10 protein-coding genes and 2 CRISPR repeat arrays (1 of these 12 running past the window's edge) are annotated in these 15,439 nt (G+C 46.1%); all 10 genes read right to left on the bottom strand.

Going from position 1 to position 15,439, the window contains the following annotated elements; all coding sequences use genetic code 11:
• A CRISPR array of direct repeats spans positions 1-98; the repeat unit is 37 nt; unit sequence GTTTCAATCCTCTTAATGAGGTGCATTCGTTTGAGAC; it begins 2,512 nt to the left of the window's first position.
• Positions 99-274: 176 nt separating this feature from the next.
• Positions 275-1,012 (bottom strand): CRISPR system precrRNA processing endoribonuclease RAMP protein Cas6, encoded by a 738-nt coding sequence (gene cas6 / locus BMW55_RS08455; RefSeq protein WP_089967281.1) that lies wholly within the window; start codon positions 1,010-1,012, stop codon positions 275-277.
• A gap of 11 nt (positions 1,013-1,023) precedes the next feature.
• Complete coding sequence (gene cas2, locus BMW55_RS08460) at positions 1,024-1,299, bottom strand: CRISPR-associated endonuclease Cas2 (RefSeq protein ID WP_089967285.1); 276 nt, start codon at positions 1,297-1,299, stop codon at positions 1,024-1,026.
• Between the two features lie 15 nt (positions 1,300-1,314).
• Complete coding sequence (gene cas1 / locus BMW55_RS08465; RefSeq protein WP_089967287.1) at positions 1,315-2,307, bottom strand: CRISPR-associated endonuclease Cas1; 993 nt, start codon at positions 2,305-2,307, stop codon at positions 1,315-1,317.
• Positions 2,289-2,879, bottom strand: coding sequence for a CRISPR-associated protein Cas4 (cas4, locus tag BMW55_RS08470; protein WP_244527506.1), 591 nt, complete (start codon positions 2,877-2,879; stop codon positions 2,289-2,291). The genes cas1 and cas4 overlap by 19 nt, the downstream gene beginning before the upstream one ends.
• 11 nt (positions 2,880-2,890) lie before the next feature.
• Entirely contained in the window at positions 2,891-5,005 is a 2,115-nt protein-coding gene (gene cas3, locus BMW55_RS08475; RefSeq protein ID WP_089967293.1) for a type I-D CRISPR-associated helicase Cas3', read from the bottom strand.
• A gap of 3 nt (positions 5,006-5,008) precedes the next feature.
• Positions 5,009-5,743 (bottom strand): type I-D CRISPR-associated protein Cas5/Csc1, encoded by a 735-nt coding sequence (gene cas5d, locus BMW55_RS08480; RefSeq protein ID WP_089967296.1) that lies wholly within the window; start codon positions 5,741-5,743, stop codon positions 5,009-5,011.
• The gene (gene cas7d, locus BMW55_RS08485; protein WP_089967299.1) at positions 5,686-6,669 is read right to left on the bottom strand and encodes a type I-D CRISPR-associated protein Cas7/Csc2; all 984 of its coding nucleotides are present in this window, start codon (positions 6,667-6,669) and stop codon (positions 5,686-5,688) included. Before cas7d ends, cas5d begins: the two co-directional genes overlap by 58 nt.
• A 15-nt stretch (positions 6,670-6,684) precedes the next feature.
• Entirely contained in the window at positions 6,685-9,615 is a 2,931-nt protein-coding gene (cas10d, locus tag BMW55_RS08490; protein ID WP_089967302.1) for a type I-D CRISPR-associated protein Cas10d/Csc3, read from the bottom strand.
• 129 nt (positions 9,616-9,744) lie between these two features.
• Entirely contained in the window at positions 9,745-10,800 is a 1,056-nt protein-coding gene (locus BMW55_RS08495) for a helix-turn-helix transcriptional regulator (RefSeq protein ID WP_089967305.1), read from the bottom strand.
• Between the two features lie 164 nt (positions 10,801-10,964).
• A CRISPR array of direct repeats spans positions 10,965-13,288; the repeat unit is 37 nt; unit sequence GTTTCAATCCTCTTAATGAGGTGCATTCGTTTGAGAC.
• A gap of 381 nt (positions 13,289-13,669) precedes the next feature.
• Positions 13,670-15,421, bottom strand: coding sequence for a gamma-glutamyltransferase (gene ggt, locus BMW55_RS08500; protein ID WP_089967308.1), 1,752 nt, complete (start codon positions 15,419-15,421; stop codon positions 13,670-13,672).
• Positions 15,422-15,439 lie beyond the last annotated feature (18 nt).

Genomic DNA, 15,439 nt, shown 5'->3' on the forward strand with positions numbered 1-15,439 from the left:
AATGAGGTGCATTCGTTTGAGACGGCGGACTTCCTAAACGAACTGTATTTAAACTTAATGAGTTTCAATCCTCTTAATGAGGTGCATTCGTTTGAGACGGCGGGTGTCAAATCCCTTGATAAGGAAGGCTTTCGACATTCATTTCCGAACACCTCCATTTTAGCACATGTTTTTTCATTAAAAATCCCTCCTTCAGTTCGTCTCAAAATCGTCAAACCGCTTATCTTTAGTGGATTTTCCCGGTTTCCGAACACCCCCCGGGTCTGAGCCGAAGCTATGGGTGTTCGGAAACCAGAATTGGGGCAAACGGTTCCAGTCTGGTTTGCCCCAATCCCCAGGCGGTTTTATAGCCAAACCCCATCATGGAGCCGTATACAGAGAGTTTCCATACTAGGTGCTGTTCATGGGCAGGCAGCGCTTTGAGGTTGATCGTCAGTGTTCCGGTAAAGCCAATCACTTTAAATTTGCCGAAATCAACCCGTTTGGTGCTAATAGAGGCGTGCTCCACCCTCACTTTCCGGGCAAAATCCTCTATTTCCGCGGGGGAAACAACCAGATTTTCACACATCTCCAACACTTTGCCCGCACTGGAGAACAACCGGTTGAACTCGGGTAAAGGATAATAATGGCCATACTGATAAAATGTGGCAGGAGTTAAAAAGTAAAACGTAAACTTATTCGTAAATCTTTTTAACACTTCATCTGTTGAGAAGAATTGAGAGTGAATCTCTTGAATGGTCCCGCTCCAATCGACCAGGTCGATCCGATCGTTAAAGACGAACCTTTGTTGTAAACATTGAATGACCTCTTTACTTGGTGAATGGATCGTAATTCCATCCTGGCTGAGACAGGTGGAAAAAAGCTGTCGATCCTTGCGGTCATGAATGAGTTGGGAGAGTTGAGGGTTTTCTTGTTGTATGGTCTTTAAAATATACGCATGCAACCTTCTGGTGATAATTCCGGGACCGCCAAATTTTGAATCGGATCGAACGACCAAATTCAATCGGAACATTTTTGTCCTCCCTATAAAATATTGTTCTGCTGCTCTTGCAAACGGTAGCGTAATTCTCCTTTATAAGAAACTTTGCGGCTGCATGACCGGCACAAAGTATAAACACACAATGAATCTTCCTTGCCGAGCAGAGCAGCAAGCCGAAATTCCAACATTAGCCAATCTTTTTCATCACAATCTACTTCAAACACGGAGTATTGAATCCACTGACCATAATCTTTCAACAGTTTAAACACTTTATTTCTTCTGCGATCATCGACGATATCATAACTGACGACCCGCTTCATGCCGGAACCCCCGCTTTATTTTACTAAAAACGGATAATAATCTTCGGTTTCATTCTTTAAGAACTTGCCTAACAAAATGGCCTGTTTGTGGATGATCTCTCGGTAGGACATCTTTCGTTGCAGCAATTCATGCGTCACTTCATCTTTGCGGCGCTGGTCAAATTCCTGCAAATACCGCTTCCGGGCGTGGTCTTTCAACCGGGGTTCCCCGTGCATATCATCGAAATCGTTTGGCTTAATCACTCCTTGATTGATTAACTTGACAACAAGATTATCCACCAAAATAGAGCGGAACTCTTCCATCAAATCAAGTGCCAGCGATTCGCGCCCATACCTTTCCCGATGAAGAAAGCCGATGTACGGATCAAGGCCGGCCGCAAAAAGAGAACCTGTAATTTCCGCACGGAGCAAAGCATATCCGTAGTTTAACAATGCATTGACGGCATCCTTCGCAGGTCGCCTGCTTCTTCCTTGAAACGAAAAGCCGCTTTTTTGTATGAGTCCGGGAAAGATTTCAAAGTATTTTTTCGCCGCCATCCCCTCAATTCCCCGGAGCTCTTCCAAATTTTCCGCCTTCAAACACTGTTCCATCGATTGTTTCAAATAATGAACGGTAGATTCCAAGTCCAGTTCCCGTCGTCGCGCAAAACGCTGTAAACTTGTTCTCGTATTTTTCAGTTTGGCCAGCACAAAATGACGCGCGATCTGCAAACTTTTTTCTTCTGACAAATGGGCTTCGATCTGGGCGATTCTGAGGCGAACATTCTTATTTTCCGTACCGATAAATCGGCCGACCATACGGTTCCCGGAAAAGTAAACAACATCGACTCCCTTCTCGGCCAATAAAAGTAAAGCATCCGTGGTCAAGGTGGAAGAGTCGTGGATATAAATCCGGGAAAAATCATTCACCCTGATTTCTTTGACCAAAGATCTTTCTTTATAGATTTTCAGTCTTTCAGATTCTTTGCGAATAAAGCAGTAGGGCTCTGTTAAATAAAACGTTCCCATAACACTTTCCCCTTCAGCTTCCTTCTTTCCAACGGCAAACAGTAATCAACCATGCTGCATTTTTTACACTTATTCCAATCATCAATCCCGGCGGGCGGAGCTTCTCTCTCATAAAGCTGGCGTATTTCTTCTATCACTTCTGTTGTTCTTTTTCTTAAAGTCTCGGAAAATTCAACCCGTTTTCTTTGAAATGACCCGTAAAAAAACAGATAGCCAAAAGGGACAGGTCTGCGCAAATATTCTTCCAGTACGAGTCCTTGTGCGCACAGTTGCAACTGATTATTTTCCCAATCCGCCTGACGACTTCTTTTATATTCGACCGGATAAAGATTGCCTTGGTCCTCTTCCACGAGATCACAGCGAAGCGTAAGACCCAGTCTCTCAGAGGAAAGATAAAGGGAACGGTAAAGATGGCGTTCCCCTCTTTTTTCCCGGCCGGATTGATCTACATGTTCATGAAGCAATTTCCCGTGAATGGTATAAACATTATGATAAAAAACCTTTTCCACATACTCGTAGTAACAGCGCCGCGGACAAAAGACATATGTGTTGATGGCATGACCCTCTACCATCGGTTCCAAGCTTACAGCACCTCGCTTTTTACTCTCTCCCATATGCTCCACAATTGAAAGGCTTCAGAATTAAATGCGATGCTCCAATCCGCACCTTCCCTGGTTTTTGCTGAATGGAGACGAAACATGGGGGGAAGGCGGAATGTATCGGTGAGTTCACCGACAGAACGATTTACCATGAAGACAATCCAGGATTTTTTATTCGGAAATTGAAAGAGGTCGGATAATTGTTCGTTTAATGCCGGGTCAGTGGATTGCAGGAATAATCGCTCCACGCGGGTCACCTGTCCCATGAGCCTTCCAGCCGTTAACGGGAGTTTCCAATATAACTTGGCCGGCTTTTCGCGAATCCCCATTGCAATGGCGTAACCTAATACATAGTCATTTTTTAACGCTTCAATATAATCCTCTCTTTCTGCTCCGGAGAAATGACGGTTCACTCGCTCCAGGATCTCTTCTTTCGTGACGAAGCGAACATGTCTCCGGCGCAGGACAAACAGATAGTCATATTTTTTCAGCGGCATCCCGGGTGATGTCTCATCCCAAAACCAGAGATCCGGATAAAAAGTTTCCGGCTCCTCCTTGGCCTGATTCCCTTCATATGGGCGGAACAGATGACGTTCCAGCGTATTTTGCCCCCGAAAGCTGATGACAGGCTCCAAGATTTTTGCCTTTTTCCATTGATGATAACGTCTGTTCTGTTCCGCAAACCCTTCGTCATACATGACCTCAACAGCTTGCTTGATATTGTCCAGAATCGGATTTTCCTCTTTCTCAATGTGATGATTCTTCAGCAGGTAATAGCTGTGGATCAGGTTCATTCCTCCCACTTTATGGATATAAGGAAAAAAGTCCTGATAATACTGATAAGAATCACTCACGATTCGTTGCAACTCTTGGCGCGTAATCTCCGCCCCGGCCTGTTCCTTCAGCCTCTCTGCCACATAAGAAGGGACGTATGCCCACACATAAAGCGGGGGATCCGGTTGGTGACGGGAACCCCGGCCAATCCTCCCCAGTCTTTGCATGAAGCTCCCAGCATTGCGCGCTTCGAAAAGGAGAAAATCTTTATGAATATCCCCTTGAAAATCTACTCCGACCTCAACCGTTGATGTAGCCACGGTAATTTGCTTTGCCAGTGCCTCCCGGCTATGTTTGCGATCTGACAGGCCGTGTACTTCTCCCACTTCATAGCCTTGCTCTCTTAAAGCTTTTGCCAGCATCTGCGCATCATGGATGGAATCCAGGATAATTAAACCTTTCGCATGAGGGAACTGGCTTAAATAAGCTTCTACTTCATCCCAATCATTTAAAATCTCTTCACCTGTTCTCCAGTTGTGAAGAAGGCTTGGTTTAAGGGTAAGCTGTAGAGATTCGAGAAATGTCCGCTCATTATATACTGTCGGCTTCCCTTCTTCCAGCCACTCCGCTATCTTCTCCTGAACATTCCAAATCTCAAGCTCTAAACCTCTTGTCAGCCTGAAAAACTCCTGTCTCGGCGTAGCGGAAGATAAAAGAAACGCATAGGGTTTATTGGGCGATGCGGCGGCCAGTAATGCCATCCACTGCACGAGAAAATTAACCTGGGCGATATCGTACAAGTGAAATTCATCAAAAATCTGAAGGGTATATTCCGCCAACTGATAAAATAACGATGCTCTTTCCCCTTTTTTAAAAGAATATAATCTCTCCTGGGCGATCAACATGAGATGATCAGGGTTGGACAAAATGGCCCGGTGATAAGGGCTCATCAGCCTCTTTAGTTGTTCGATCTTGCTTTCCCCCGCTTGACGGGTTTTTTTCAACTCTTCCGCTGTCCAGAGAGCCACTTCATCCCACTCAGTCAGGGGCAGGCTGTTTTTGATGGAAACAAATTGATCTTTGACCAGTTCGTTCACCGGATAGACACCGAGAGCTTTTTGGGCTGGATCATGGATCAGATAACTGTAATTGGCCAGAGTTTTCCCCGCCCCCGTCATCGCTTCATTCCAGATGACCACCTTTTTCTTTTCCTTCAATACTTGTTCCACCAATTGAAGCTGAACAGCTTGATGGGCATAAGGCTTGATTTTTCCTGCAAACGGTATATCGTAAGTAAACGCCTTCTCTTCTTTCACCCGGATCATGGTCTATCCCCGCCAGAATGCCGCTTCAGGCAAAAAGATTGTTTCTTTTCGATCTCCAGCCAAATCATAAACTTGATATCCATCGATATCCTCCTCCCATTCGGCCCCTTGAATGAGCCTGGTGGGCAATACGTTGTACATGGCCGAAAAATAATAAGGCAGGCGAGAAAGGTCACGGATATTCACCATATGAGGACAATGCCGTCTTTTAGCTTTTGTTAACGACACTTCCTCCACCTTGAGCGTCGCTTGACTCATCCACTTACCCAGACGAATGCGCGAAGGAAGGAGAACGGGCTCTTGAGTCAGTACAAAAGTTTCAAAAACGGAACCGGGCCGGATACATTTAATAAATCCCCAGTTGGGAATGCCCATGCTTTGTGCCCGGGTCATCAGCAAAGATTCATCTGTGGTGTTATACTGCATCACACGATGTGTCACATGAACGGGAACAGCCGGATAAACGTAATTGCCCTGAGCGTTTAACGGATGAAGTTCGCGCTGATAAGCCGGAGCCTGCGCTTCATGATAATAGAAAGAATTCGCCCACGCCATGGCATAAGCCAAAGCGTAGTTATGGATCAGGGGAGCGGTCTCTGCGACCTTCCCCTTTTCCATGCTGGAGAAGAACAAATAATCTTCCAGTTCAATCCGTACACGGTAAGCATAATTTTTTTCGATTACTTGGAACGGTTTTTCAGATACGTTTGATGATCTTTTTCCAGCTGCTCTAGCCATTCTTTCTTTCCCTCCTCACTGCGCCACAGTTGGCGAAGGCTGGAAAGCAGGGATTGCAATTCATCTCCGGTATACAAGTGAGCGGGGAGATAAGATTCTTCAACCAGCTCACACAATACGCTTTGCACAGCTTCTTCCACTTCGAGACGATCCAGAGGAAGCTCATGGATTTGTTCGTTTTTCTGTTCGAATAAACGGTCATAAACCCTTTGTGTTAAAGACAGGTTGGAGCAAAGCTCGGAATTTCCAAAGATGAAGGCCACAACATGGTTTTCCACATAGCCCTGACGGTTGCTTTCCGCTCCGTACCGGGAGGTGGTCAGAATGTTGCGCAGAATATACACCAGTTCGCTAGGAGTTACATCTACGGCTGTTTCGATGGTTGGAAAGAACACTTGTGGACGGATATGCTCCCGCTCGGCAAACGCGCTTCCCGCAACTCCTCCCTTTGTCGTATCCTGAATCGCATTGAGTGTGATGGAACGTTGCATGACTTCATAGGAACGAATGGCAAATCCGGAATCTGTCAAAACCCGTGAGCGCTGCGCTCCCTCACCGGTGGTGGCAGCATAGCCGTAAATCAGGCAATCCGGGCATTTTCCGCACATCTGATTCATGTAGGAACATTTTTCCCCCCATCCCAGCTGCCGGTTATATGCCCTTCCGGTACGCCGTTCAGGGGCGATCTGTTTTCGCTTTTGCAACACGACACGTGAGATCAGCTGATGTTGCTTGTGCCCGCTTCTTAAGAGCTCCACATCCAATACTTGTCCTTCTGTCGTCAAAACAGCAGTAGAAGAAAATTCGCGAAGCACAACAATACTTGCGTAATTACGCTGCGGAGAATTGGGTATTTCCTGAAGAAGATGTTTGTCAAAAACACTTTTCACCAAAGAATCTTTCCAGCTTTCCCGAATCGTTTTCATATCGGTTTCCTCCTGTCAGACTGTTACTTTCTCTTTTTCTTGAAATTCTTTTTGTCTTTCCAGATGAGTTTCAAAATAGATGCCATCAGCCAGTTGGTTTTCTTTTTGATTCAGTTTGGCTAAGCTGCCCTTGCACACCCTTTGAAAGAAACCATCATAGACCAAATCAACCAACTGAACGATTGCTGTCGAATCGATGGGAGTCGGTACATATCCGCCGCCTTGGCCGATGAGCCGCTCCAGCCTTTTCATTACTAAGCCTTGAAGCTCACTCTTATCCCGCCCCTCTTTAATCCCTTTGACAACAATTCGGAACAAGTTCTCATATCGGAAAGCCCGTCCTTCTCTGCTGGTGTTGGGTTTATAAAGAGTCAGTGATGCCAAGGCAATTTCCCGTGCAAGCCCCATCATGCAACCTCCTTTAAATCCGTTGATCTGCCGGCAGCAATGAACGAAAGATTCAGTAACATAGGCATCTTCAGTCAAATGGCGTTTAAAAAAATGGGCCCCTGCGAGCGGATGGACTTCGAGCTGGTGCAAAATCTCGGAAATACTTTTGTCTGTAGGCTTGTTGTAATCAATCGGATGAACCGTCCGGTGAATTTCCCACAAGTAAGCAAGACGAAACAACATGTCATCTGCCTGTTCGATCGGGATGGAAAAATCAACGGTTCCCCTCTCTTCCGCTTTACCGAGCAACTGCGCAACTTTATAGGGAGGAGCATCCAATTGGATGACATAGCGGAGATCGCGAACACCTGATAAAGATAGAAATGGCTTCTCTGTCACCATGATGCGGAATCCGTATAATTTGTTCAGTGATAAGGCGGCGGTGATCGCTTTCATCCACGCTTCTTCCCGTGTCCGTTCAAGAGAGGAACTGTAACAATCATAGGTAAAAAGCATCACATTTCCGGGCATGCCCGTTTTTAACAAATCCCCTGTACTTGGGGGACGGCCGCGCTCAGCCATCTCCAGCTGAAAATATTCGCTGTAGACCCTGAAGTGTTCCCTTATATGTTCTCTGATCAGCACATCCCTTTTTTCCACAAACGGAGCCTGCCACGTCGTCCTTCCTTTTCTGAAGTGAACCTGAATGGTAGCATAGAAATGGCTTAATTCCTCATGAAGGTATACCAGAGACTCATCTGTCAATTGAAAAGAGGGAACGGCAAACAGATAGATGCGGCGCGATAAATTTTTCTCCCCCAAACTGCTCATTCCAAAAACCTGTCGCAAAATGTATTCAAAAGCGCAGATCCCGCACCAGTGTAATGCCGAAACGTTTTTTTCCTTGGGCAAAAGCCGGTTGCTGAAAACCTGTACATCATCTTGTATGACCGGAGCTCTGACTTTCTGGTCCGTACCCGATTCAATTTGACGATTGCATAGATTGCAAATATTCTTCTGGCTGCGAGATTTCTTTTTGAGCAGCTCCTTATCGTTGATCCAATTCAAATGCCGGTTTTTTTCCCAGGAGAGAACCAGTTGTTCATTGAAATAGTTCACAAGTTCCTGGCGGAATTTCATTTCTTTGTCCACAATTTCAATCGAGCGCTCAAGGCTCACTTTTTTATTAAGAAAGGCAACCGCTATTTTTTTCACTGCTATACGAAGATCTTCGATGGAAAAATGGGCAACAGGCTTGTCATCAATGGTTACAGAATCTAAATAACGGTAAGCCAGCCAGATCGCTTCGTCAAATCTGCGGTTGTTGCTTTGGATGGATTGGGGAACGGCTTCGAGGATATCCGTCACCGATAAACCCAAATGTTCAGCTAATGCCGTGATGGCTTCCGCTCCATTCACATTTTCCAATCTCTGGATCAAACGCTGTAGCGCGGCAAAATATCTGGCTGTATAAAACCACTTTTCCCTGAGATCTTCATCGAGCGGATTTTGGACCCTCATTTTCCGGTACAGGGATTCTAAATCGTTCACCCCGTAGGCAGGCAGCTTTCCCTGATCAAACTTATCGTCGGGAAACGTTTTGCCAGAGGATGAAGCTTTAAGAAAAAGCCGGTGAAACAACCGGGCAAAATCTTCAGGTTTGGAATAAAGCATAAATGCAAGCGTCTGGCATTTAAAAGTGGAACGGTCAAAAAGCGTTTCAGAATCCACTTCATTTGCTTTGCTGTTGATAGACTGGAAAAACAGCTCGATCAGCTCATCCATCAGCCCGGCCTTGTCAGGAAGCTGATCCGCCTCAAACGCCAGGTAAAGGGTCCCGTCACCAAACCTCAGCCATGGATAGAAGCTTTTTTTCTTCATGATGATAGCCATGCCATTATGCAGCTGAGTGGTGAGCATACCGCGTATTTCTTGCAGTTGGTGAAACTCCAGTCTCATCTCGCCTGTCAGTTTCGGGGGGAGAAGCTGTTGCAGCAAATGGTGCAAATTATGTACCGTGCGCCCCTCCAGGCACTCGGCAATGCTTGTGATAGAAGCCGTTCGATCCATGAGCTTCACCCAGTGATAAATATGCGTCCACCTATATTCATCCGACAGCGAACTGAAATCACCCAGTTTGTTGGAAAAAGAAGATACTTCTGCCACTCGTAAAAACTCGGCCGGCGGCGGGGAAATATCGAGATCTTCACACAGCATTTTTCCGATTTGTTCCAAGTCCTGCAGGGATAAACCGTATTCGCTGGATCCCTTTTTTTCCATTGATGCGGCTTTATGCAAATCATGCAAAACAAAACCCACCAGACCTATTTTCAGCTCTTCTTCAACCAGGGGGAGCCTGTACTTTTCCAGCAATTCGTACAGAGACAAAAAGGCTTCCACACCTGACCGTATGTGATCCCACATGGATTGATCCAACAAATTCCGCTCTGGATTATAGTTGAATGATTTGGCAATTCCATCCGCCACGCGGACCCCCTGAAACTGCAGCTGAGCAAATCGGAGCAGCAATTGATCAGCAAACTCTCTGATTTCCATCTCGTCTCACCTCCTGAGAACATTATCTGAATGATCGAAGCAATGATCAACCAGTGTAAATGTTTAAAAAAGAAAAATCGGAACTCCCAGATGTTCCGATTTACAAATTCAAGCAACGGATCAATCCGACTACTTCCAAGGGCCGATCTTATATATTCGTTCATATAACAATTTAACTTCCTGCTCGATTTCCTTTTTAAATTCAATCGGCTCGACCACTTCCATCGCGCTCCCCCATCTTAAAACCCATTCTTTTAATTCTGTAGGGCTGGCGATTCTGGGAATTCGAATTTCACCGTAAACATATTTGCCGTTCATCTTTTTACGAATCGGTGTAATTTGCTGATTTCGATGCCATTCTTTTTCGGAGATCCGTTCAAATACTTTTTCGTCCAATATATATAATCTGTAATCTTTTCGTCCTTGATAGGATTCTGCTTCCAACATTTGAGCCAAATAAACTTTCGCCTGCTCTTCCTTAAAGCTTAAAACTTCATGATATTTCCCTTCTTTTTCCAGCGGTGACCGGAATTGAACTAACCTCCTTAATTCCTGCAACCGGTCAAGTCGGTAATGCCGGAGTTGAACCTTATTATTTTCCAAATCTGGTTCATACAAAGGGTTCCCGATGATGTAAAATACGCTTTTCGTATAATACACCATAAAGGGGTCTAAGTACTTCACTTGGTTCTTATGTGTGAATCGGATCACCTGGCTTAACAAAATGGCATCAAACACTTCATGCAATGATTGATAGAAATGAGAACGCTTTTTAGGATAACCAAACCGGCTGATATGGTAAAATCTTGACCATTCTTTTAGACACTTGACATCATTCTCCGATAATACCGAACACGCATGCTTAAATAATGACTCGTATGCTCTTGCATTCTGAAGCAATGGTTCCACTTGTTTTAATGCCAAAAAAAGATAAAGTCTCACTTCGGAGTTGAGACTTGCCAGACTGCGCGAAAAGTTGCCCTCATATTTACCGTGTTTTTTTATGATGTACTCTTTTTGATTCGGTTCATTTAAAAGCTTAATCAGAACATCTATATCTTTTCGAATTTGTCTCTCACTCACTCCGTAACGTTGAGCCGTTTCCTTGATCGAATGCGGGCCGGGATCAACCAGCAAACGGGCAATCATGTCAAACAATCGTTCAACACGGGCTTGCTTTTTCATTGCGTGGTTCCTTTCGAAAAGAATTTTTTATTAGGATGTTTTCGTTTATTAAGACCACCTGTCCTTCATAAATCTCCAAGAATCCCTGTTCACCATTGTCATCTTATTAAGGGCATAGATTGACATTTTTCCTAAGGTCCGGCAGATAGTTGGAGCGGATGTGTAAAACAATCCTCTTAATGAGGTGCATTCGTTTGAGACAACATCGGCCACCTTGAAAGGTCTGGTTTCCGAACGGTTTCAATCCTCTTAATGAGGTGCATTCGTTTGAGACTTGCCAGCCGGAAGGTATTCTCTTCCGACAATATAGTTTCAATCCTCTTAATGAGGTGCATTCGTTTGAGACACCGGCAAAAAGCCACCCTTCGGCTATCTCCGAGACGTTTCAATCCTCTTAATGAGGTGCATTCGTTTGAGACAGGTGATCCGGTATCCGGATTTTCAAAACGATGGGCGTTTCAATCCTCTTAATGAGGTGCATTCGTTTGAGACGCCAGGCTTGACCAGATGGAAGAGAAGATGGAAAGCGCAGTTTCAATCCTCTTAATGAGGTGCATTCGTTTGAGACCGTGATGGAGCCCTACCTCGTTCGGATCGCAGAGCTGTTTCAATCCTCTTAATGAGGTGCATTCGTTTGAGACCCTGTCGATCTGTCCAGAGATAGAGGAACCGCATCGAGGTTTCAATCCTCTTAATGAGGTGCATTCGTTTGAGACGGTATTAACGATGCCAAGTTATTTTGAACAATGGGGGATGTTTCAATCCTCTTAATGAGGTGCATTCGTTTGAGACACTTACCATTTCCCCTTTCGTTCGTTGCCGTTAACCTGTTTCAATCCTCTTAATGAGGTGCATTCGTTTGAGACACGATCTGGTTAACCGGTCCAACCGATAAACTACTACGTTTCAATCCTCTTAATGAGGTGCATTCGTTTGAGACCGCCCAAACGGTGACAACGTTCTCCCATGTTTCCCGGTTTCAATCCTCTTAATGAGGTGCATTCGTTTGAGACGTGATCCTGCGTTAATTTAATCTCGTTAATATATCTGGTTTCAATCCTCTTAATGAGGTGCATTCGTTTGAGACTCTCGAAAACCGGAACCAAAAAGGATACGGTCGTCTGTTTCAATCCTCTTAATGAGGTGCATTCGTTTGAGACGCGATTGATGAAGATGAAAAATAAAAACCAGTCTCGTTTCAATCCTCTTAATGAGGTGCATTCGTTTGAGACACTATGGGACGCGACATTGGACTTGCGAACCAGACCGGCAGTTTCAATCCTCTTAATGAGGTGCATTCGTTTGAGACTTTTTGGAATTTAGGATCTAGCATCCTACGTGCTTCGTTTCAATCCTCTTAATGAGGTGCATTCGTTTGAGACGAGTATAGACCGACGGCAAAGTATCCGGGATTAAAGTTTCAATCCTCTTAATGAGGTGCATTCGTTTGAGACGTTCGGAACCCGCGTATTTGCACATAGACGCTAATAGTTTCAATCCTCTTAATGAGGTGCATTCGTTTGAGACGTGAAGGTGATTTTCTGCTTTCTCATAATTTCCCTTCTTTCTATGTTTCAATCCTCTTAATGAGGTGCATTCGTTTGAGACTCTGTAAGGGTAAGGGTAGGGTTAGAAAAGAAAAAGGGGGTTTCAATCCTCTTAATGAGGTGCATTCGTTTGAGACAACCGCGGAAACTTACCCGATCTTTACTGCGACGATGGTTTCAATCCTCTTAATGAGGTGCATTCGTTTGAGACGACGGATCGGTGGAAGTAATCGCAATTGCCTATATTGTTTCAATCCTCTTAATGAGGTGCATTCGTTTGAGACATCTCTCGCGAAATGAAAAACGGCGGGGCGAGTCGTAAGTTTCAATCCTCTTAATGAGGTGCATTCGTTTGAGACAGAGTGAGGGAACGATAAACAATACGGAGGATGATTGTTTCAATCCTCTTAATGAGGTGCATTCGTTTGAGACGACTGGTCCGGTTCCTTCCAGTTCAATCGAAACCTCGTTTCAATCCTCTTAATGAGGTGCATTCGTTTGAGACTCTTATACTGCTCGGATTATTGAAGGTAAATTTCGTTAGTTTCAATCCTCTTAATGAGGTGCATTCGTTTGAGACTTCGGCAGCATTGGGCGATATTTATACCCGCCGATGGTTTCAATCCTCTTAATGAGGTGCATTCGTTTGAGACGCTGTTGCTGGTTTGTAAGATACGCCAAAGAATTGGTTTCAATCCTCTTAATGAGGTGCATTCGTTTGAGACGGCCATATTCTCTACTCCTTCCCAAGGGATGGGCGGGTTTCAATCCTCTTAATGAGGTGCATTCGTTTGAGACATGGCCTTGCCACATCCGCGCAAGTTCCAATCGCGTTTCAATCCTCTTAATGAGGTGCATTCGTTTGAGACCGCCAGCTTTGTCGTCCATCTCAAAAGTGAAAGTAGTTTCAATCCTCTTAATGAGGTGCATTCGTTTGAGACGGCGGGTGTCAAATCCCTTGATAAAGAAGGCTTTCGACATTCATTTCCGAACACCTCCATTTTAGTACATGTTTTTTCATTAAAAATCCCTCCTTCAGTTCGTCTCAATATCGCCAAACCGCTTATCTTTACTGGCTTTTCCGGTTTCCGAACACCCCCCGGGTCTGAGCCGAAGCTATGGGTGTTCGGAAAAAGTGCTGATGTCCTTTCACTCTCATAATGATTATACCCTGACCTGAATTGCAATGGAATAAACGTACAAATTTAAATTATTAAAAAAAAGCTTCTGTGTGTCATCCTATCTATATTCACCCTTTTACTTTTTCTCCCAACAAAGAAAGCCGGCAGCCCTGATTTCCATGCTGCCGGCTTTTTTCTATCCTATCTCCTGTTCAACCCGATGGCGGTGCTTTCCCGTGAGGAATCGCCTGCACCCAGATAGTTGCCTGTTTTGTGGTCAATCCAGAGTGCGTTTACGTTTCCGATCTCGGTGGGGGAAGACTCCCAGCTGTGGCCTCTTTCGGCCAATGCTGCACGTACCTCATCGGGAACCCCTTGCTCCCATCGGATGTTGGGGTAGCTGCTGCTGAAGATGCGGGGTTCTTCAATGGCATCTTTCAAGCTCATTCCATAGCTCAGCTTATTAAACATCACCTGGAATACCGATGCGATAATGGTGGAGCCGCCCGGAGAACCGACGGTCATGACCGGTTTGCCGTCTTTAAACACGATGGTCGGCGTCATGCTGCTGCGGGGGCGTTTGTTGGGCTGGACTTCATTGGGGCCGCCAGGGATGGCGTCAAAGTCGGTCAGCTCATTGTTAAGCAGGAATCCGTAACCGGGGACCATGATACCCGTTCCAAACTCTTGTTCAATCGTGGTCGTATAAGAAACGAGGTTCCCCCAGCGGTCCGCCACGGTAAAGTGGGTGGTTTGGCCGGGTCGATGGTCTTGCGGCACTCCTTTTTTGGCCGGTGTGCGTCCTTCATATTTCCACGGGTCCCCCGGCTTCACATTTGGATTGGCTTTGTCCGGATCGATGAGTGCCGCCCGCTCTTCAATATAGCGCGGGTCGAGCAATCCTTTGAGCGGCATGTCCACAAACTCGGGATCGCCAAGATAGGCGCCGCGGTCGGCGTAAGCCAGATGCATCGCTTCCGTGAACAGATGGTATTTATCTGCGGAACGGACTCCTTTTTCCTTCGCATCGACTTTGTCCAGCAGTTTCAGGATTTGCAGCATGGTGACCCCGCCGGAACTGGGCGGCGGCATGGTGGCGACCCGGTATCCTTCATATTCACCCCAGATGGGGGCATCTTCGGTGACTTGATACCGCTTCAGGTCGGCCAATTGCATGTTTCCGCCTTTTTCGTTGACGGCTTTCACCAATGCTTGGCCGATCGGGCCTTTGTAGAACGCATCCACCCCTTTGCTCTGAATGAGGCGGAAGGTTTTCGCCAGATCCTTTTGTACGAGCAAATCCCCTTCTTTCAGCGGATTACCGCCAGGCACGAACACTTTTTTGGCTTCCGGGGACAATCTGTCCTGAAACTCGTGTATATCCCGGGCCAGCACCCAATTGACCGGAACCCCTTTTTCCGCCAAACGGATCGCCGGCTCAATCAATTGGGCCATCGGACGGGTGCCCCATTTGTTCAGTGCCGTTTGCAAACCTTTTAACGTACCAGGAACCCCGACGGCATAACCCCGGGTGGAACGAATCTCAAAGGGAATCTCCTTCCCGTTTTCATCTAAAAACATGCGGGGATGAGCGGAAGCCGGGGCGCGTTCACGGCTGTCAATGATGGAGACCTTTTTGGTTTTCGCGTCATACACCATCATAAAGCCGCCGCCCCCGATGCCGGACATCATCGGTTCGGTCACGTTGAGCGCAAACTGAATGGCGACCGCCGCATCCACGGCATTGCCCCCGCGGGCCAGGACATCGGCCCCCACTTTGGAGGCGAGCGGGTGGGCGGTCACGACCATGCCGGCGTTTCCGGTCGCTACGGGGGAGGAAGATGACTGCTTCATCGCGACAGAAGGATGGGCTTGGACGACTGGTGCAACACTAAATAAAAGAAGGAACAGACTGAAAAGCAGCGCGCAGACTGACTTCCAGCGTTTTAACATGCATGGATCTCCCTTCCA

Origin of the sequence: Lihuaxuella thermophila (assembly GCF_900110165.1) — a bacterium.
GTDB lineage: Bacteria > Bacillota > Bacilli > Thermoactinomycetales > Thermoactinomycetaceae > Lihuaxuella > Lihuaxuella thermophila.